This is a genomic window from Acidovorax sp. AC410, assembly GCF_979253235.1.
The window spans coordinates 6550392-6570052 of sequence record NZ_CEEDCG010000001.1 but is presented as its reverse complement, the minus strand read 5'-3'; the positions used below and the strand labels follow the sequence as shown (position 1 = coordinate 6570052).

General features: G+C 67.8%; 17 protein-coding genes. 13 read left to right on the top strand and 4 right to left on the bottom strand.

From position 1 onward, the window contains the following. Positions 1-12: 12 nt before the first annotated feature. Together AC0IZS_RS30535 and AC0IZS_RS30530 are read left to right on the top strand one after the other, a co-directional pair. A complete protein-coding gene (locus tag AC0IZS_RS30535) occupies positions 13-1680 on the top strand; it encodes a methyl-accepting chemotaxis protein (RefSeq protein ID WP_471639095.1) in 1668 nt (555 codons plus the stop codon). A 203-nt stretch (positions 1681-1883) separates the two neighbouring features. Beyond that, positions 1884-3002 (top strand): AIR synthase-related protein, encoded by a 1119-nt coding sequence (locus AC0IZS_RS30530; protein WP_471639094.1) that lies wholly within the window; start codon positions 1884-1886, stop codon positions 3000-3002. A 57-nt stretch (positions 3003-3059) separates the two neighbouring features. Here AC0IZS_RS30530 and AC0IZS_RS30525 read toward each other — a convergent pair whose 3' ends face one another. Next, a complete protein-coding gene (locus AC0IZS_RS30525) occupies positions 3060-4766 on the bottom strand; it encodes an electron transfer flavoprotein-ubiquinone oxidoreductase (protein ID WP_322591579.1) in 1707 nt (568 codons plus the stop codon). 140 nt (positions 4767-4906) lie between these two features. On the opposite strand from AC0IZS_RS30525, the gene AC0IZS_RS30520 reads away from it, so the two are divergent. The 4 genes from AC0IZS_RS30520 to AC0IZS_RS30505 all read left to right on the top strand — a co-directional run bounded on the left by AC0IZS_RS30520 (position 4907) and on the right by AC0IZS_RS30505 (position 10270). Then, positions 4907-5689: an SDR family oxidoreductase gene (locus tag AC0IZS_RS30520; protein WP_305744027.1), complete on the top strand. Its 783-nt coding sequence runs from the start codon at positions 4907-4909 to the stop codon at positions 5687-5689. Positions 5690-5707: 18 nt separating this feature from the next. Further along, positions 5708-6604 carry a DMT family transporter gene (locus tag AC0IZS_RS30515; RefSeq protein ID WP_471639093.1) on the top strand — a complete coding sequence of 299 codons (897 nt, stop codon included), beginning with the start codon at positions 5708-5710 and terminating at the stop codon, positions 6602-6604. After that, entirely contained in the window at positions 6601-7023 is a 423-nt protein-coding gene (locus AC0IZS_RS30510) for an acyl-CoA thioesterase (protein ID WP_471639092.1), read from the top strand. Before AC0IZS_RS30515 ends, AC0IZS_RS30510 begins: the two co-directional genes overlap by 4 nt. Positions 7024-7195: 172 nt before the next feature. Next, positions 7196-10270 (top strand): bifunctional diguanylate cyclase/phosphodiesterase, encoded by a 3075-nt coding sequence (locus AC0IZS_RS30505; RefSeq protein ID WP_471639091.1) that lies wholly within the window; start codon positions 7196-7198, stop codon positions 10268-10270. A 287-nt stretch (positions 10271-10557) separates the two neighbouring features. Here AC0IZS_RS30505 and AC0IZS_RS30500 read toward each other — a convergent pair whose 3' ends face one another. The 3 genes from AC0IZS_RS30500 to AC0IZS_RS30490 all read right to left on the bottom strand — a co-directional run bounded on the left by AC0IZS_RS30500 (position 10558) and on the right by AC0IZS_RS30490 (position 12877). Next, positions 10558-11295: a hypothetical protein gene (locus tag AC0IZS_RS30500; protein WP_471639090.1), complete on the bottom strand. Its 738-nt coding sequence runs from the start codon at positions 11293-11295 to the stop codon at positions 10558-10560. Between the two features lie 8 nt (positions 11296-11303). After that, on the bottom strand, positions 11304-11885 hold the full coding sequence (locus tag AC0IZS_RS30495) for a peroxidase-related enzyme (protein WP_471639089.1): 582 nt from the start codon (positions 11883-11885) through the stop codon (positions 11304-11306). Between the two features lie 200 nt (positions 11886-12085). Then, positions 12086-12877 carry an IclR family transcriptional regulator gene (locus tag AC0IZS_RS30490; RefSeq protein WP_471639088.1) on the bottom strand — a complete coding sequence of 264 codons (792 nt, stop codon included), beginning with the start codon at positions 12875-12877 and terminating at the stop codon, positions 12086-12088. 122 nt (positions 12878-12999) lie between these two features. Between AC0IZS_RS30490 and AC0IZS_RS30485 the strand changes: the two genes are divergently transcribed. The 7 genes from AC0IZS_RS30485 (at position 13000) to AC0IZS_RS30455 (ending at position 19660) form a co-directional block, all read left to right on the top strand. Beyond that, entirely contained in the window at positions 13000-13995 is a 996-nt protein-coding gene (locus AC0IZS_RS30485) for a tripartite tricarboxylate transporter substrate binding protein (RefSeq protein WP_471639087.1), read from the top strand. Positions 13996-14163: 168 nt separating this feature from the next. Then, positions 14164-14850 (top strand): RraA family protein, encoded by a 687-nt coding sequence (locus AC0IZS_RS30480; protein WP_471639086.1) that lies wholly within the window; start codon positions 14164-14166, stop codon positions 14848-14850. Then, on the top strand, positions 14847-15785 hold the full coding sequence (locus AC0IZS_RS30475) for an NAD(P)-dependent oxidoreductase (RefSeq protein ID WP_471639085.1): 939 nt from the start codon (positions 14847-14849) through the stop codon (positions 15783-15785). The genes AC0IZS_RS30480 and AC0IZS_RS30475 overlap by 4 nt, the downstream gene beginning before the upstream one ends. Positions 15786-15876: 91 nt before the next feature. Then, positions 15877-16824: a Bug family tripartite tricarboxylate transporter substrate binding protein gene (locus AC0IZS_RS30470; RefSeq protein ID WP_471639084.1), complete on the top strand. Its 948-nt coding sequence runs from the start codon at positions 15877-15879 to the stop codon at positions 16822-16824. Between the two features lie 17 nt (positions 16825-16841). Continuing rightward, the gene (locus AC0IZS_RS30465; protein WP_471639083.1) at positions 16842-17798 is read left to right on the top strand and encodes a Bug family tripartite tricarboxylate transporter substrate binding protein; all 957 of its coding nucleotides are present in this window, start codon (positions 16842-16844) and stop codon (positions 17796-17798) included. Between the two features lie 6 nt (positions 17799-17804). After that, positions 17805-18704 carry an amidohydrolase family protein gene (locus AC0IZS_RS30460; RefSeq protein ID WP_471639082.1) on the top strand — a complete coding sequence of 300 codons (900 nt, stop codon included), beginning with the start codon at positions 17805-17807 and terminating at the stop codon, positions 18702-18704. A gap of 26 nt (positions 18705-18730) precedes the next feature. Further along, entirely contained in the window at positions 18731-19660 is a 930-nt protein-coding gene (locus tag AC0IZS_RS30455; protein ID WP_471639081.1) for an SMP-30/gluconolactonase/LRE family protein, read from the top strand. Position 19661: the final 1 nt, after the last annotated feature.

Below are 19661 nucleotides of genomic sequence, written 5' to 3'. Positions count from 1 at the left end.
ACGGAGAATGTCATGAACTACCTTCCCGCAACGGCCGGTGCCACCCGCACCCATGCCGTCACGGCATCCCTTGCTGCTGCACCCCTGGTGGCACCCCGAACGTCGTCTTCGCAGGCCCCGCGTGGCAGGCGCACCCTGACCGTGGGTCAGAAGCTGGCCGCAGCCTTCGGCCTGTTGGGTGTGGCGGTGGCGCTGCTGGGTTCCACCACCTGGCTCACCGGCCAGGGTACGACGCGCCAGGCCACGCTGCTCACGATGGAGCAACTGCCCATCGAGCGCTCGGTGCGCGAGTGGAAGACCCAGTCGGTACACATCGGCCAGATCGCGCTGCGCGCCACGAGCTCGACCGACGTGTTTCCCCTGGTGGCCGAGATGCGCACCCAATTGGCGGCCGAGGACGGCATGCGCAAGCGCATCGATGCGGCACTCGCTGCCTCGGCTTCGGCCGCAAGCACCGTACCCGCGTGGAAGCAGACCCAGGCGCAGCGCCAGCAGTATGCGGCCCTGCGCGACACCCTGGTGCAGAACGCACTGGAGTCCAAGGTCATCAGCCAGAAGGAATTGCAGGAGCATGCCGCGGCGCTGGCCCAGTACCTCAAGACCATCGACCAGTTGCTGGCAGAGTCCGAGAAATCCTCGGTGGCGGCGGCCGATGCGATGATCGCCGATGCTTCGCGTGCCCAGTGGGTCAGCGCGCTGGCCGTGGCCTTCGTGGTGGGGCTGTCGGCGCTGTTCGGCTGGCTGCTGCGCCGCTCCATCGTGCTGCCGCTGCGCCAGGCCTCGGATGCGGCGGCCCTGGTGGCGCAGGGCGACCTCACGGTGCGCATGGCCACGGATCGCACCGACGAGATCGGTGAACTTCTTACCGCGCTCAACCAGATGGTCGAGTCGCTGCACTATGTGGTGACGGAGGTACGCGACTCGGGCGAGTCCATCCACGTCGCCAGCTCCGAAGTGGCGGCCGGCAACACCGATCTGAGCGCGCGCACCGAGCACGCCGCCAGCAGCCTGCAGCAGACCGCCGCCAGCATCGCGCAACTGGCGCAGACCGTGGCCGCCAATGCCGACAGCACCCGCCAGGCCAACACCCTCGCCCACAGTGCCGCCCAGGTGGCGAAAAAGGGCGGCGAAGTGGTCGGCGAGGTGGTCAAGACCATGGATGAGATCAACGCCAGCAGCAAGAAGATCGCCGACATCGTGGGCATCATCGACTCCATTGCCTTCCAGACCAACATCCTCGCGCTCAATGCCGCCGTCGAGGCAGCGCGGGCGGGCGAGCAGGGCCGCGGTTTTGCCGTGGTGGCCAGCGAGGTGCGCAACCTCGCGGGCCGCAGCGCCAACGCCGCCAAGGAGATCAAGGCCCTGATTGCCACCAGCGTGGACAAGGTGAGCGATGGTGCGCGCCTGGTGGTCACCGCTGGCTCCACCATGCAGGACATTGTCACCAGCGTGCAGCAGGTCACCACGCTGATGTCCGAGATCAACGCCGCCAGCAGCGAGCAGAGCAGCCAGATCGGCCAGGTCAGCCAGGCCGTGGACCAGCTTGACCACATGACGCAGCAGAACGCGGCGCTGGTGGAAGAGGGCGCCGCGGCGGCCCAGAGCCTCCAGGACCAGGCCAACCGGCTGGCGGGGGCGATGGGGCAGTTCCATCTGACTGCGGGCGGGGCGGTTGCTTAAAGACCCTCTGCACAACTCCCTGCGGCCGTTGGCAGCGCGGCCTTTGGCGGTCCGCTGCGTTGCTTCTCTTGCCAATAGCCCTGCTATTGGCTGCAAGAAGACGCCTTGCGGCCCATCCCGATCCGCACCACCACCGATCCGCGAGGTTTATGCAGAGGGTCTCGGCGGGCGATAATGGCGGCCCAGACTCCGTTGAAAACGCCATGACCGCTGCACCTGCTTCTGCCCCTTTGACCTATGACCAGACGGGCGTCAACTACGAATTGATCGACCCGTTGAAGGTTGCGGCACAACGCGCAGCCGCCCAGACCGGTGCGCACATGGCCAGCCATGGTTTCAGCGAAGTGGCCGCATCGCGCGGGGAGTCGGCCTATGTGGTCGATGTCGGTCCCATGTACCTGGCCAGCATCGTCGAATGCCTGGGTACCAAGGCCCTGCTGGCCGATGACATGGCCCGGCTCACGGGCAAGAGCTATTACGACGGCATTGCCCAGGACACGATTGCCATGGCGGTCAACGACCTGATCACCGTCGGGGCGACCCCGCTGGTCGTGCAGGCCTACTGGGCGGCGGGGGGCTCGGACTGGTTCGGCGACGCAGAGCGCTCACAGGCGCTCGTTGCCGGCTGGAAGCGTGCCTGCGACACCTGCAAGGTGGCCTGGGGCGGTGGCGAAACCCCGGCCCTCGCCGGGGTGGTGGCGGATGGCCGGGTGGACCTGGCGGCGTCGTGCACCGGCATCATCAGTCCCAAGGCGCGGCTGTCGGTCGGCGACCAACTGGGTGCGGGCGATGCCATCGTGCTGCTGGCCTCCAGCGGCATCCATGCCAACGGCGTGTCGCTGGCCCGCAAGCTGTCCGAGCGGCTGCCGCAGGGCTACCTCACGGACATCGGCAACGGGCAGACCTTTGGCGAAGCGCTTCTGGCGCCCACCGTGCTGTATTCGCCGGTGACGGAAGCCCTCGCCGCCGACGGCATCTATCCCCACTACTGCGCCAACATCACCGGCCACGGATGGCGCAAGCTGCTGCGCCACCCCAAGCCACTGACCTACCGCATCCAGCAGGTGCCGCCGGTGAGCCCGGTGCTGGCGTTCATGCAGAAGGAATGCCAGCTCGACGACCATGAAGCGTACGGCACGCTGAACATGGGCGCCGGCTTCGCCCTGTTCGTGGCGGCCAAGGATGCGCCGCGCGTGGTGGAGCTGGCGCAAGGCCTGGGCATTCCGGCGCTGATCGCGGGGGCTGTGGAAGAGGGGCCCAAGCAGGTCGTGATCGAGCCGATCAAGGTCGTGTACGGCGCGGACGAGCTGCAGCTTCGCTGACCCTCTGCTCCAGGGGCAGCAAGGAAAAGGGCCTGCATTGCAGGCCCTTTGTCGTTGTCACATGCCCGAGTAGTTCGGGCCGCCGCCGCCCTCGGGTGTCACCCAGACGATGTTCTGCGTGGGGTCCTTGATGTCGCAGGTCTTGCAGTGCACGCAGTTCTGCGCGTTGATCTGCAGGCGCTGGGCGTCGCCGCCCTTGGCCACGTCGGGCACGAACTCGTAGACACCGGCCGGGCAGTAGCGGGCCTCGGGGCCGGCGTACTTGGCCAGGTTGATGTTCACCGGCACGCTGGCGTCCTTGAGCGTCAGGTGGGCCGGCTGGTTCTCGGCGTGGTTGGTGTTGCTGATGAACACGCTCGAGAGCCTGTCGAAGGTCAGCTTGCCATCGGGCTTGGGGTAGATGATGGGCTTGCACTCGGACGCGGGTTTGAGGTGCACGTGGTCAGGCTTGTCGCGGTGCAGCGTCCAGGGGATGTTGCCCTTGAGCACGAACTGCTCCAGACCGTTCATGATGGTGGCGGTGACCAGGCCCTTCTTGAACCAGTTCTTGAAGTTGCGGTCCTTGTTGAGCTCGGTGTGCAGCCAGCTCTTCTCGAAGGCCTCGGGGTAGGCGCTCAGTTCATCGTGCTGGCGCCCGGCCACCACCGCGTCGTAGGCGGCCTCGGCGGCCAGCATGCCGGACTTGATGGCGGCGTGGCTGCCCTTGATGCGGCCCACGTTGAGGTAGCCCGCGTCGCAGCCGATCAGTGCGCCGCCGGGGAAGATGGTCTTGGGCAGGCTCAGCAGGCCGCCGGCCGTGATGGCGCGCGCGCCGTAGCTGATGCGCTTGGCCGGCTTGATGCCCTTGGACTCGTCGCCCTCCAGGTACCAGCGGATGTTGGCATGCGTCTTCCAGCGCTGGAATTCCTCGAACGGGCTGAGGTAGGGGTTGGAGTAGCCCAGGCCGGTGATGAAGCCCAGCGTGACCTTGTTGTCGTCCAGGTGGTACAGGAAGGCGCCACCGTAGGTGTCGTTCTCCATGGGCCAGCCCGCGGTGTGCATGACGAAGCCGGGCTGGTGGCGCGCCGGATCGATCTCCCACAGCTCCTTGATGCCGATGGCGTAGCTTTGCGGGTCGGAATGCGCATCGAGCTTGAAGCGCGAGATCAGCTGCTTGCCCAGGTGGCCTCGCGAGCCCTCGGCGAAAATGGTGTACTTGGCATGCAGTTCCATGCCCAGCTGGAAGTCTGCCGTGGGCTCGCCTTCCTTGCCGATGCCCATGTTGCCGGTGGCCACGCCCTTGACGGAGCCGTTGTCGTTGTAGAGCACTTCGGCAGCCGGGAAGCCCGGGAAGATCTCCACGCCCAGGGCTTCGGCCTGCTCGCCCAGCCACTTGACCACGTTGCCCAGGCGCACCACGTAGTTGCCGTGGTTCTGGAAGTTGTGCGGCAGAAATACGTTGGGTACGCGAAAGGCCGATTTCTCGCCCAGGAACATCATCGCATCGTCGGTCACGGGCTGGTTCAGCGGGGCGCCCTTGGCCTTCCAGTCGGGGATCAGCTCGGTCAGGGCCTTGGGGTCCATGATGGCGCCCGAGAGGATGTGCGCGCCGGGTTCGGAGCCTTTTTCGAGCACCACGACGGAGATGTCCTTGCCATGGGTGGCTGCCATCTGCTTGAGCCGGATGGCGGTGGCCAGGCCGCCGGGGCCGCCGCCCACGACGACCACGTCGTATTCCATTGCTTCACGGGGACCATACTGGGCGAGGATTTCTTCGTTCGTCATGGGTTTCTCGTCGGGCGTTTGATATCGTGTGGATTGTCTTCGGACAGGACCCTGGTTCCTGTCTGCCTGGAGACTGATTGTATTCATGGATTTCGGACAATCGAACGACCGTTCTTTTTTCTGCAGTGGAGGCTCTCTAAATGGCATACAGCATCGATCTATCCGGCCGCGTGGCGTTCATCACCGGAGCGTCCAGCGGGCTGGGCGCCCAGTTCGCGCGGACCCTCGCGCGCGCAGGAGCCGGGGTGGTGCTGGCCAGCCGCCGCGTCGAAAAGCTCAAGGAGCTGCGTGCCCGCATCGAGGGGGAGGGCGGCGACGCCCACGTGATCGAACTGGACGTGACCGACCACATGTCGATCAAGGCAGCGGTGGCCCATGCCGAGACCGAGATGGGCTCCATCGACATCCTGGTGAACAACTCGGGCGTGAGCACCACCCAGCGCCTGCAGGATGTGACGCCCCAGGACTATGACTTCATCTTCGACACCAACGTCAAGGGCGCCTTCTTCGTCGCGCAGGAGGTCGGCAAGCGCATGCTGGCGCGTTCGCGCGGGGCGGCGCCGGGCAGCTTCACGGGCGGGCGCATCATCAACATCGCCTCGATGGCGGGCTTGAAGGTGCTGCCGCAGATCGGCGCCTACTGCATGAGCAAGGCCGCCGTGGTGCAGATGACGAAGGCCATGGCCATGGAGTGGGGGCGCTTTGGCATCAACACCAATGCCATCTGCCCAGGCTACATCGACACCGAGATCAACCACCGCCACTGGCAGACCGAGCAGGGCCAGAAACTCATCGACATGCTGCCGCGCAAGCGCGTGGGCAGCCCCGAGGACCTCGATGCGCTGATCATCATGCTGGCCAGCGACCAGAGCCACTTCATCAACGGCGCCGTGATTGCGGCAGACGATGGCTTTGCGGTATAGGCCGCGCCGTGTGAGCCGATGCTGACCGGAATCCTGGCCGGGCTCGCTGCTGGCGCGCTCTGGGGGCTGGTGTTCGTGGCGCCACACATGGCGGGCACGTTTGCTTCGGTGGACCTGACTGCGGGCCGCTTCGTGGCCTACGGTGCTGTGGCTGCGGGCATGCTGCTGTGGGGCCTCCGGGGCAACCCGCGCTGGCCTACCTGGACCCAGGCCTGGGCGGCACTGTGGCTGTCCGTGCTCGGCTTCACGGGCTACTACCTGCTGCTGGTCTGGGCGATCCGCGATGCGGGGGCCGAGATGCCTGCGCTGATCATCGGCACCATTCCGGTCTGGGTCATGCTGCTGGGCAAGCCCCAGGGCCTGCGCTGGGCCGCACTGGTGCCCGGGCTGGTGCTCACCGTGGCTGGCCTCGCGCTGATGGCCGAGGTGCCGCACGGCGACGTGACCGCCCCCGGTGCCGGCAGTTACTGGCGCGGCATCGGCATCGCGCTGGTGGCGTTGGTGTTCTGGACGGCCTTCGCCATCCTCAATTCCGCGTGGCTCAAGCGCCACCCCGAGGTGCGCGCCACCGACTGGGCCAACTGGCTGGGCGTGGCCACGGGTCTGGGCGGCCTGCTGCTGTGGCTGGTGGGCGGCTCCGGCCTGCCCGCACTGGCAGCGCAGCCGGGGTTCGGGGTCTTCGTGGCCGTGTGCCTGGCACTCGGTTTCGGTTCGAGCTGGCTGGCCACCATTTTGTGGAACATCGCCAGCCAGCGCCTGTCTGCCAGCCTCTGCGGGCAGCTCATCGTGAGCGAGACTTTGTTCGCTCTCGTATATTCGTTCGTGTGGGATGGGCGCTGGCCCTCGCCAGCGCAGTGGGCGGCCGTGGTGCTGTTCACTCTGGGCATCCTCGCTTCCATCAAGGCACACCGATGAAGATTGAAATCCCCGAAAAGAAGAAGCTGGTGCACGAGATGCGCTTTCCCGTGCGCTGGGGCGACATGGACGCCATGGGCCATGTGAACAACACCGTGTACTTTCGCTACCTGGAGACGGCACGCATCGACTGGATGGTGTCCGTGGGCTGCAACCCCGACCCCACGGGGCAGGGGCCGGTCATCGTCAATGCGTTTTGCAATTTCTACCAGCAGTTGGAGTACCCGGCCGACGTGCTGCTCAGGTTCTATGTGAGCGACCCTGGCCGCACCACGTTCGAGACCTGGGGCACCATGGAGCGGGTGGACCGGCCTGGCGTGATCTACGCCGCGGGCGGTGCCACCACGATCTGGGTCGATTTTCCGCAGAAGAAGGCCGTGGCCCTGCCGGGCTGGATGCTGGCGATCGTCAACGGATGACGGCGGGGGGCGCCTTGACACCCCCGCCCGAATCGGACTAAATCCAGAGCATTGGCACGGTCGACCATGGCGTGCCGGGCGCAGCTGATGGGGGCTGTGCGGGTTCATTGTTGCAATGGGCGAGCGTGCGATCTCCTGGCCACGCCGCTTGCCTGTCACGGGGGTTTCGGCCATGGCCACAGACAGCAGCCCTGAGCGCAGCGGTGCGCAATCTGGTGCGCGCCTGCCCGGCTGGGCGGTTCCACTGGCTTTTGCCGTCTTTGTCGCCGGCGTGATCGCGCTCGGGATCGCCCTGCATTCACAGGGCAAGCGGGCTGCCGAGCAGGCTGCGTCCGAGACCCTGCGGGTCACTGCCGAACTGTCGGCCCACGCCCTGGACACCTGGCTCACGGAGCGCTCTGGCGATGCGGAAGCCATCGGCTCCAATCCCCTGCTGGTCAAGGCGCTCGACCACTGGTGGCAGGGCGACGCGCAGCGCGCCGAGTACGCTCCGTTCATTCAAAAGCATCTCGAAGGCATACGCCGCGTCTACGGTTACCGAAGCATTGCGATCGTGGATGTCGGCACCGACAAGGCGGTTTTCAGCAGCGGCGCCGCACTGGACGCGCAGCAACTGAGCCGCGTGGCGCAGGCCGGGACGGGGGCATACCCGCGATGGATCGAACTGCCAGCGGAGAGTGGTGCAGGGCTGCGTCTGGCGCTGGCGCGCAGCATTGCCGACAGCACCCGGGGAACGGGCCATGTGCTTTATATGGAGATGGACCTGCAGTGGCTGGTGGATACCCTGGCCAAGGCCAGGCTGCCCAATTGGGGTGGAGAGACCATTTTGATGCACCGCGATGCGCGTGGCCTGCAGATACTGGCCCCGGCCAGCGGGCCCGGGCTGCAGCCGCTCCAAGGGGCTGGGCCCGCGGTGGAGTCCTTGCTGACCGAGCCCGGTGTTTCCGCGGCGCAGGGGCGCAACCGCCATGGCGTGGCGGTGATGGCCCGGCGCGAGAACACCCTGCTGCCATCGTGGATGGTGCTGAGCCTGATGCCGGAGAAGGCGGTGTATGCGGCGGTGCAGGACCGCAGCAGCTTCCTGGTCCTCGGGGTCGCGGTGCTCATCCTCTTCGGCTCGCTGCTCTACGCCGCCTGGCGCCGCGGCGACCACCACCGCCACGCTGCGCGCGAAGCCGGGCTGCGCCGGCACTACGAGCACGTGATGCGTGGCTCGACCGACATCTTTTTCCTGACCGACAACGACGGCACCATCCTCGACGTGAGCCAGGCGACGGTCGATGTGTATGGTTACCCGCGCGAGCAACTCATCGGCATGAACGCGCGGCGCCTGCGGCCGCCGGACCACGCCGCGCAGCAGGCCGCCATCCTGGAAGCCATGCAGCCCGGCGAGTCGCGCCAGGTTCGCATTCCCCGGTTGCGCGCCGACGGCAGCACCTTCCTGCTGGAAGGTACCGTCGGCTGCTTCGAGTCGGAGGGCCAGCGCTATTTCGTGGGCATAGGCCGCGACATCACGCGCCAGGCCGAGGTAGAAACGCAGCTGCGCGTGGCCGCGAGTTTCTTCAACCGCTCCGCTGCTGCCATTGTGGTCGGCGACCGGGACAAGCGTGTCGTCTCGATCAATCCCCACCTCACGAAGATCACCGGCTACACGCTCGAAGACCTGCAGGGGCAACCCACGGTGATCCTCAATGCAGGGCTCGATCCTGCAGGGGTCGAGCGTGCGCGCGCCATCCTCCAGGCCGAGGATTTCTGGGAGGGCGAGATGAACATCCGCCGAAAGGACGGTACGGTCTTTCCGGCGCGCTTGCTGGTCTGCGCGCACCGCGGTGCCGATGGCCAGGTGGAGCAGCACGTGGACCTGTTCACGGACCTCACGCGCCTCAAGCAGGCCGAGAGCCAGGCGCAGTACCTGGCCATCCATGACCCGGTCACGGGGCTGCCCAACCGGGCCCGGCTGGAGCAGGAACTGCCGCAGTTCATCGCCGGTGTCGATGCCCAGGCCGCAACCCCCCACAACAGCCTGTCGCTGGCGCTGGTCAACCTGGACCGCTTCAAGGGCATCAACGAATCGTTCGGCTATGCCCAGGGCGATGTGCTGCTGGTGGAGATCGCCAGGCGCCTGCAGGGCCTGAGCGCCGACCTCAAGGGCCTGTACCGCTATGGTGGCGACGAGTTCATGCTCGTACTCTCGGGCAACCCCGTCACCCATGCCCTGCTGATCAGCCAGGTGCGCGCGCTGCTGGCCCCGCCCATCCGCCTGGGGCCGCAGGAGCACCCGGTCTCTCCCACCGCCAGCATCGGCATCGCCAGCTACCCCGAGCATGCGCGCACTGCCGAGGACCTGCTGCACAACGTCGAGGCCGCGATGCGCATCGCCAAGGCGCACGGGCGCAACACCTGGCGCCTGTATGCGCCCGAGATGAACGCCTCGGCCTACGACGACATGCTGCTGGCGGTGGACCTGCGCCAGGCCATCGACGTCGGCGAACTCGCATTGCATCTGCAGCCCCAGTTCACCCTGGCGCATGGCCAGCCCGTGGGCATGGAGGCCTTGCTGCGCTGGACCCACAAGACGCGGGGCCCGGTGTCCCCGGCGCGGTTCATCCCCATTGCCGAGTCCTCGGGGATGATTGCGGAAATCGGCAATTGGGTGCTGCGCGAGGCAGCGCGCATCTGGTCGGGCTGGCGCAGCGACGGGCTGGTGCCCCTGCCCATTGCCGTGAACCTCTCGGCGGTGCAGTTCCAGGCGCCCGACTTCCTGCACGAGGTGGGCCGCGTCATCTCGGAGTTCGACCTGCCCGCCGGCGCGCTGGAGATGGAGCTCACCGAGGGCACGTTGATGGCCAACACGGACGCCGCGGTCGAGCTGATGCACCAGTTGGTGGCCAAGGGCATACAGATCGCCATCGACGACTTCGGTACAGGCTATTCGAGCCTGAGCTACCTGCGCCGCTTCCCGGTGAGCAAGCTCAAGATCGACCGCTCCTTCATCCTCGACCTGGGCAAGCACGGCAACGAAGAGGCCGAGGCCATCGCCTCGGCCGTCATCGCCATGGCCAAGAGCCTGAAACTGCGCGTGATCGCCGAAGGCGTGGAAACCGCCGAGCAGCGCGACTTCCTCAAGGACCATGGCTGTGACGAGGTGCAGGGCTATCTGTACGCCCGACCAATGCCCGTGGAGGCCGCGACGGCGCTGCTCGTGCAGCGAACAAGCCCCACCGAACCGCAAGGCAACCTGGCCTGATACGGCTTTGCCTTCAACCGGCCAACGTCGTTGGTTCGCCTTGCCGTGCTACAGCACTGTCTGCGGCTTCCCGCCTGGTGTTCTGTCCCGCAAGTAGATGCCAAAAATAAAACCGATGGATTTCGCGCCAGGGCAAGGCGCAAACCGCAGCGATAGCCGTAGCTATCGCGAGGATTTGCAACGCGGCCCTGGCGTGAAAGACGCGGTTTTATTGGCATTTATTTGCGGGACAGGACACTAGTTATCCAATTGAATGCAAACCCGTATGAGCGCTGCCTCAGCCGGGTTCAGCCCGGTGGCAGAGCGATGCAGCGACCCTGCGGGCCTTCCGGGCCATTGCCCACGCCAAGCAACAGCACCCGCTGCAGCTCCGGCAGGTAGCGGATGGCCGTCTGCGGCGCGCTGTACCCGGCGGAATCCTGCAGTGCCTCGTCCATGCGCCAATGGCGGCCCGAGGACAGGTGCTCGATGGTGAGCGTGCGCACGCCGGTGTAGAAGGTGCTGGTGATCTGCCCTTCGGTACCGAAGAAGCCGCCGCCCGTGCGCGCCGTGCGCCGGGTTCCCAGGAACGCGGTGCCCACGCGCAAGCGCTGGTCACGGCTGGTGCAGCTGCCCTCGAACGCTGCGGCGCAGTGCAGGGGCAGGGCGTTTTGCTGCACGGTGACGGGCTGCACGGCCGGCTGCTTGACCTCGTCGAGTGCCACGGGTACCAGGCGGGCGCATTCGGCATCGGGCTCCACGCGCCAGGCACCGGCACCGGGCAGGTCAGCTATGCCGTAGCGCGGCACGCCCAGGCCCACCGCCAGGTAGTACGTCGGCCCGGCGACATCCCGGCGCAGCAGCAACAGGGGCGGCTGGGTGCTCGTCAGGGGCGAGAGCGTGCCCGGCGGGACTTGCACTGCCAGGGGTTGTGCATCCAGGGTGCCGCTGCCCGGCGCAAAGCCGCTGGAGGCGGCCTGGGCGCTGGCTGCGAGGGCGGTGGCTGCATACAACAGCCCGGCCGCCAGGAAGCAGGTCGTCCGCATGGGGCGCCTCAGGCAGCCGGTTTTGCCTTGGGCACGCGGCCCATCAGGTAGAACTCGGGGTTGGGCTGCATGCCGGCAAAGCTGGCCATGCGGTTGCTCAGCCCGAAGAAGGCGGTGATGGCCGCGATGTCCCAGATGTCTTCGTCGTCGAAGCCGTGTGCGTGCAGGGCGGTGAAGTCGGCGTCCTCGACGGCGTGCGAGCGCTCGCAGACCTTCATCGCAAAGTCGAGCATGGCACGCTGGCGTGGGCTGATCTCGGCCTTGCGGTAGTTCACCGCCACCTGGTCGGCCACGAGCGGCTTTTTCTCGTAGATGCGCAGGATGGCGCCATGCGCCACCACGCAGTACAGGCACTGGTTGGCCGCGCTGGTGGTGGTGACGATCATCTCGCGCTCGCCCTTGGTCAGGCTGCCTTCCTCCTTGAGCATCAGGGCATCGTGGTAGGCGAAGAAGGCGCGCCATTCGGCCGGGCGGCGGGCAAAGCCCAGGAACACATTGGGCACGAAGCCGGCTTTTTCCTGCACTTCGAGGATGCGGGCGCGGATGTCCTCGGGCAGGCTGTCGAGCGATGGGGCGGGGTAGCGGGACATGTCATCTCCTTTGCTGCGTTGTGTGTGCCAGTATCAGTTATCCATTGCGCTACGCACCACCCACGACGCATGAAACTGGCGCGGCCAGGGCCAGTGCCCCCGCGCAAGGGCCGCCCCGCCGCGCTGGGGGCGTCCCCCTCCCGCATCGCGTAGCGAGGCGAGAGAGGGGGAAGGCGCGAAGCGACTCAGGGGGTGTCACTTCACGGATGCCAGTGGGTGGCGCGTACCGGGCTGTGCGAGGGCGCTGCGGTGTTGCCCGCCAGCGCATACGACAGCTGCGTGGCCGCGGCCATCACGGTCTGCGCGAGGGCTTCGAGCTTTTCAGCCGGCAGGCGCGAGGCCGGGCCCGAGATGCACACCGAGCCCATGAGCCGCCAGTGCATGCCGAACACCGGCGCGGACACCGTGGCCACACCCTGTTCGCGTTCGCCGATGGACCAGTGGTAGCCCTTCTGGCGGATCTCCTCGTAGGCCTTGCCCGGCTCGCCCGAGAAGGCCAGGATCACGCGCCCCGGCGAGCCCTTGTCCAGCGGCAGGCCCTCGCCCATGCGTGCATGGTGGCGCAGTGCCTGCGGCCCCTCCACGCGCACGAGGCAGGTGCGCACCTGGCCTTCGCGCACATAGAAGGCGGCGCTTTCGCCCGTGGCATGGGTGAGCTCGCGCAGCGCCGGCTCCAGCACGTTCTGCACGTCGAAGCCCGCCTGGTAGCGCGCACCCAGCCAGCCGGCGGCGGGGCCCAGGCGCCAGTCGCCGTCCTCGCGCTGCACCATGAAGCCCGATTGCGCCAGCGTGCGCGCCAGGCGCAGCACGGTGGTCTTGTGCAGGCCGCAGCGCCGGCTCAGTTCGGCCAGCGGCAGGCTCGATTCGCCCAGCGCAAACGCCTCCAGCACCTGCAGCGCGCGCGTGACGGCAATGACGCCGCCGGTATCGCTGGCCGCGCCTGGCACCGGTGGTGGGGCCGGAAGAGGGGGCTTGGTGGGGAGGTTGCTCATGGTGCAATTCGTTTCATGGTGTGCAACTGCATTGTATGGAATGAAACGTCTGCGTAAAGTCACATCCACGGCGCCGGGCCATGCAGGCCGGCGTGACGAACCACCACAACGGAGACAAATCCATGCCTGCCTTCCCTTCGCTTTCGCGTCCCCTTTGCGCTGCCTTCCTGGGCCTGGCTGCCGCAGTCGTGCCCGCCGGCGCGGCCCTTGCGCAAGCTGCCTACCCCAGCAAGCCGATCCGCCTGGTCGTGCCCTTCCCGCCCGGCGGCGGCACGGACATGATTGCGCGCACCGTGGCGCAAAAGCTCACGGACCAGAACAAATGGAACGTGATCGTGGACAACCGCCCCGGCGCGGGCGGCAACCTGGGTGTGGACGCCACCGCCAAGTCTGCGCCCGATGGCTACACCCTGGTGATGGGCCAGACCAGCAACCTGGCGATCAATCCCACGCTGTATCCCAAGCTGCCCTACGACCCGCTCAAGGACCTGGTGCCCGTGGCACTGGTGTCGTCCTCGCCCATCGTGATCGCCGCGCCTGTCAATTCGCCCTACAAGACCTTTGCCGACGTGGTGGCCGCCGCCAAGGGCAAGCCCGATGCCATCACCCTTGGTTACTCGGGCAACGGAACCGTGGCCCACCTGTCGGGCGAGCTGGCCGAAAACGCCGCCGGCATCCAGCTGCGCCACATCCCCTACAAGGGCGCGGCCCAGGCCATGACCGACCTGGTGGGCGGGCAGATCGACCTGTACATGTCCTCCGTGCCGACGCTGCTGGGCCAGGTGCGCAATGGCAAGCTCAAGATCATCGCCATCACCTCCGCCAAGCGCGCCGGCCAACTGCCCGACGTGCCCACGCTGGCCGAGTCGGGCTACAAGGGCTTCGACGCCGTGACCTGGTTCGGCATCCTGGCACCCGCCGGCACGCCCGCGCCCATCGTGGCCCAGCTCAACAAGGCCATCAACCAGGCCCTGCAGCAGCCCGACGTGGCCGACAAGCTGCGCAGCGAAGGCGGCGACGTGATGGGCGGCACGCCCGAGCAGTTCGGCCAGTTGCTGCGCACCGAGGTGCCGCGCTGGGGAAAGATCGTCAAGGACTCGGGCGCCAGCCTCGACTGACACGAGCGCCACAGGGCGCGTGCGACGCAACGCCTCTCCCGCCCCTTCTTCCGCCGGCATCTCCGAAAGCCGCTCATTTCAGCGGTCGCGCTGCGGCATGGGCACTTCAGCCGCAACCGACCCGCCCCACCGGTTCCATCGCTCCCCGTGCTTTTCAAGGACTTCACCATGAGCCAGCTTCCCGAAATCATCCGTGACATCGAACGCGTCAGCGCCGAGGTCGTCCAAAAAGCCGCCACCTTCCAGGCTGCCATCCTCGCCGACGTGGCGGGCCGCCGCGGCACCATGCACGCCCGCGTGGCCCCGGTACACCAGGACATGCAGGTCGCAGGCCCGGCCTTCACCGTCGAGGTGCGCCCGGGCGACAATCTCATGATCCACGCCGCCATCGCACTGGCCCAGCCCGGCGACGTGCTGGTGATCGACGGCAAGGGCGACCAGACCGCCGCCCTGATGGGCACGCTGATGCTCAGCGCCTGCAAAAAGCGGGGCCTGGCCGGCGTGGTCGTCGACGGCGCGATCCGTGACAAGCTGGAACTGCTGGACCTGGGCTTTCCGGTGTTCAGCGCCGGCTTCAACCCCGCCGGCCCCACCAAGTACGTGCCCGGCCGCATCAACCACCCGATCTCCGCCGGCGGCGCCACCGTCCACCCGGGAGACCTGGTCGTGGGCGATGCCGACGGCGTGGTGGTGATCGAGCGCGCCAAGGCTCCCGCGATGATGGCCCTGGCCGACAAGAAGGTGGCCGACGAGGCCGCCCGCATCGAGGCCATCGCCCGCGGCGACACGGCATCGAAGTGGCTGCCTGCGGCCCTGCGCGCCGCCGGCGTGCTCAAGGAAGGGGAATCGCTGTGAGCCGCCCTGCCATCATCGTGACCGGGGCCGACCTGGCCGCACAGGCCCTGGCCCTGCTGGAAGACTTCCACATCGTCTATGCCGGCAAGGCCCCCACCGAGGACGACCTGGTGGCCCTGTGCCGCACGCACGACCCCGTGGCCATCATCGTGCGCTACGGCAAGGTCGGTGCGGCCGTGATGGATGCCGCGCCCTCGCTCAAGGTCATCTCCAAGCATGGCAGCGGCACCGACACCATCGACAAGGTGGCCGCCAAGGCGCGTGGCATCGAGGTGGTGGCCGCCGTGGGCGCCAATGCCGCGGCTGTGGCCGAGCAGGCGCTGGCCTTGCTGCTGGCCTGCGCCAAGTCGGTCGTGGCGCTCGATGCGCGCATGCACGCCGGCCACTGGGACAAGGCCACGCACAAGAGCCTGGAGCTCGGTGGCCGCACCGTGGGCCTGGTCGGCCTGGGCGCCATCGGCCTGCGCTTTGCGAAGATGGCCGACGCGCTGGGCATGCGCGTGCTCGGCTTCGATCCGTTTGCGAAGAACCTGCCGGCCTACATCGAGAGCGTGGACCTGGCGACCCTCTGGCGTGAGTCCGACGCCATCTCGCTGCACTGCCCGCTGACCGAGGAGAACCGGGGCATGCTCAATGCCACCACCCTGGCGCAGTGCAAGCGCGGCGTGATCGTGGTGAACACCGCGCGCGGCGGCCTCATCGACGAGCCGGCGCTGCTGGCGGCCGTGCGCAGCGGCCAGGTGATGGCCGCGGGGCTGGACAGCTTTGCAGTCGAGCCCATGGTCGCCGGCCACCCCTTCCAGGGCGAGGCGAATGTCATCCTCTCCCCGCACATCGGCGGCGTGACCAGCGATGCCTACGTGAACATGGGCGTGGGCGCGGCGAAGAACCTGCTGCAGCTCCTGGCGCGCACCCCTGCCCCAGCGGCCGCGTGAGGGAGCAGGGGCGGTACATCCAGAGGATCACGATGAGGAGACACAAGCAATGAACAGGCACACACGACTTCCAGCGCTCGCAAGAAAGGCGATGCTGGCCACCTTGACCCTGGCATCCGCCACCTGCTTCGCGCAGGCCGCCGGCTATCCGTCCAAGCCGGTGAAGCTGGTGGTGGGCTTTGCGGCGGGCGGCCCCACCGACGTGGTGGCGCGGGCCTTTGCCGACCACGCCAGCCGTGCGCTGGGCCAGCCCTTCGTCATCGACAACAAACCGGGCGCCAACACCATCCTGGCCGCGCAGGCGGTGGCCAGCGCACCGGCCGATGGCTACACACTGCTGTTCGGTGCCACCAACCACACGATGATCCCGGGGCTGTACAGCCGGGTGAAGTTCGATGCGGTGAAGTCGTTCAAGCCACTGTGTACGGTGGCCACCAGCCCCACCGTGCTGGTGGTGGGGCCGGGCCTGCCGGTGAAGTCGCTGGCCGACTATCTGGCGCGTGCGCGCAAGGAGCCGGGCCGCACCACGGCTGGCACAGCGGGCGTGGGCAGTTCAGGCCACTTCGCCACCGAGATGTTCGCCCGGGCCAATGGCCTGCAGCTCAACCACGTACCCTACAAGGGCGCTGCGCCGGTGGTGACGGACCTGATGGGCGGCCAGCTCGACAGCTCGTTCGCCACCCTGGGCTCGGTGCTGCCGCAGATCCGCAGCGGCAAGCTCGCGGCCCTGGCCGTGGCATCGCCCCGGCGCTCGCCGCTGCTGCCCGATATGGCCACCTTTGCCGAAGCCGGTGGCGGCAACTACTCGGCCGATGCCTGGTACGGCGTGCTCGCGCCTGCGGGTTTGCCCGAGGCCGTGGCCCGGCAACTGGAGCGGGTGGCGGCGGATTTCGCGAAAAGCGCCGCGGCGGTGGAGAAGCTGAGCGGCATGGGGCTGGATGCGGATTCCACCTGCGGCAAGGCATTTGCCACGCAGGTCGAGCGCGAGGTCGCCACCTACACGCAGATTGCCAAGGACCTGGACCTCAAAGCTGAGTGAATGATCGGAGACATGACATGTTGCGTTTTCTCAAACCCCTGATCGCCGCCTGCGCCCTGGCCGCCGGCCTGGCCCATGCTGCCTACCCCGACCGCCCCATCACCATCGTCGTGCCCTATGCGCCGGGCGGCGCAGCCGACGCTGTGGCGCGCGTGCTGGCCACGCGCCTGGGCGCCAGGCTGGGTACCAGCGTGATCGTGGACAACAAGGCCGGTGCCAGCGGCACCATCGGCGCCAGCTACGTGGCCAAGGCCGGCGCCGACGGCTATACCCTGCTGTACGACGCCACGCCGTACTCCATCAACCCGCACCTGTTCCCCAAGATGCCGTATGCGGCCAACGCGCTGCAGCCGCTGTCGCTGGTGCTGCTGGCACCCAACGTGCTGATCGTGAAGGCGGACTCGCCGCTCAAGAACATCAACGACCTGGTCGCCAAGGCCAAGGCCACGCCCGGCAAGCTCAACTTCGCCTCGGGCGGCAGCGGCACGGTGCAGCGCCTGGCCGCGGAGCTGGTGCGCCAGCAGCTCGACCTGGACATGGTGCATGTGCCCTACAAGAGTGGCGGCCCGGCCATCACCGACGTGATGGCCGGCCAGGTGGACTTCATGTTCGGCACCGTGGCCGCGACCTATCCCCACATAGCGGGCGGCAAGCTGCGCGCACTGGCCGTGTCGGCGCCCGAGCGCTCCAGGCGCCTGCCCGATGTGCCCACGGTGGCCGAGACGGTGATCCCCGGCTACGAGGCCTACGAGTGGAACGGCATGTTTCTGCCCGCCGGAACGCCCGAGTCCATTGCCGCCAAGCTGCGCCAGGCCGTGCAGGACGTGATGAAGGAAGACGAGGTCAGGCAACGCCTGGCCGACATCGGCGCCCAGCCGGTGGGCTCCACACCCGCCGAGTTCGCCACCTTCCTGAAGAGGGAAGACGCCAAGTGGGGCGAGGTGGTGCGCAAGGGCAACATCAAGCTCGATTGACCGGCCATGGGCCTGCCACCCCTTCTGGATCCCGTGCCGCATTCGGTGGGCCTGAACCGCCCGTTGCGCGCGCTGCCCGCCCTGGCGTGCGACAGCCACATGCACATCTTCGACGCGCGCTTTGCGCCGTCGCCGCACTGGCCGCGCACACCGCCCGAGGCGCCTGTCGCCGCCTACCGGCAGCTGCAGCAGCGCCTGGGCACCGCGCGCACGGTCGTGGTCACGCCCTCCACCTACGGCACCGACAATGCCTGCACGCTGGATGCACTGGACCAACTGGGCGACAGCGCACGCGGCGTGGCCGTGGTGGACCAGCAGGTCGGCGATGTGGAGCTGGCCCGTCTGGCGGCACGGCGCGTGCGCGGGCTGCGTGTGAACTTCGTCTCGCCCCAATCCTGGGGCATGACCACAGAAGAGATGCTGACCACCCTGGCGGGCAAGCTGGCGCGCCATGCGGACTGCGGCGGCTGGCACATCCAGGTGTTCGCGCACCCGGAGCAGATCGTGGCGTTCGAAGCGGTGCTGCAGGCCTTGCCGGTGCCGCTGGTGATCGACCACCTGGGCCGCATCGACCCGGCCGAGGGGCCATCGGCACCGGCCTGGGCTACGCTGCAACGCCTGCTCGACGGGGGCAACACCTGGGTCAAACTCTCCGGCGCCTACATGCGCTCCGCGGTGCAGGGCCCGGGCTACGCCGATACGCTGCCCCTGGGCCGCGCGCTGGTGCAGGCCGCTCCCGAGCGCCTCGTGTGGGGCAGCGACTGGCCGCACACCACCGAGCCGCCCGGCACCGTGAACGATGCCGACCTGGTGGACCTGCTGCAGGCCTGGGCTGGGTCGCATGCCGTGATGGACCGCATCCTGGTGGACAACCCTGCGCGGCTGTACGGATTTCCTGCCGCGTGAAGATCAGAGCCAACGAAAGCCATCCCATGTTTCTGCTGCAAGCCCCCCAAGTACGCGACCTCGAACTGTTCACCGCCATGCCCGAGACGCTGCGCCGGCGCGATCGCAGCGCCTGGGCCGATGCCAACCGCGCAGGGGCCATCACCGACTCCTTCCTCGAAGGCCCGGTGTTCGATGCTGCCGGCAACCTGTACGTGACCGACATCCCCTGGGGCCGCATCCTGCGCATCGATCCCGCGGGCACCTGGACCCTGGTGGCCGAGTACGACGGCGAGCCCAACGGCATGAAGTTCCTCGATGCCGGCACCCTGCTCATCACCGACTACAAGAACGGCCTGATGCGCCTGGACGTGGCGAGCGGCCGGGTCACCCCGTACCTGGAGCGGCGCAACAGCGAGCGCTTCAAGGGCGTGAACGACCTGGTCTTCGATGCCGGGGGCAACCTGTACTTCACCGACCAGGGCCAGAGCGGGCTGCACGACCCGAGCGGGCGCCTGTACCGCCTGCGCCCCAATGGGCAGCTCGACCTACTGCTGGCCAATGTGCCCAGCCCCAATGGCGTGGCCTTGTCGCCCGACGGGCGCGTGCTCTACCTGGCCGTCACGCGCGGCAACTGCGTCTGGCGCGTGCCGCTGCTGCCCGATGGCAGCGTGGCCAAGGTGGGACAGTTCTTCACCTCCTACGGCCCGAGCGGCCCCGATGGCCTGGCCGTGGATGTGCAGGGCCGGCTGCTGGTGGCCAACCCGGGCCTGGGCTATGTCTGGGTGCTCAACCACCGGGCAGAACCCGAGCTGGTATTGCGCGGGCCAGCGGGCGCCTCGACGACCAACCTGGCGTTTGGCGGGGAGGGCGGGCAGACGGTGTTTGTCACCGATTCGACCCATGGCCAGATCCTGCGGGCGCAGCTCGATGCGCCTGGACTGGCGCTGGAGCGGGGCCTGGGCGCGTCCAGCTAAC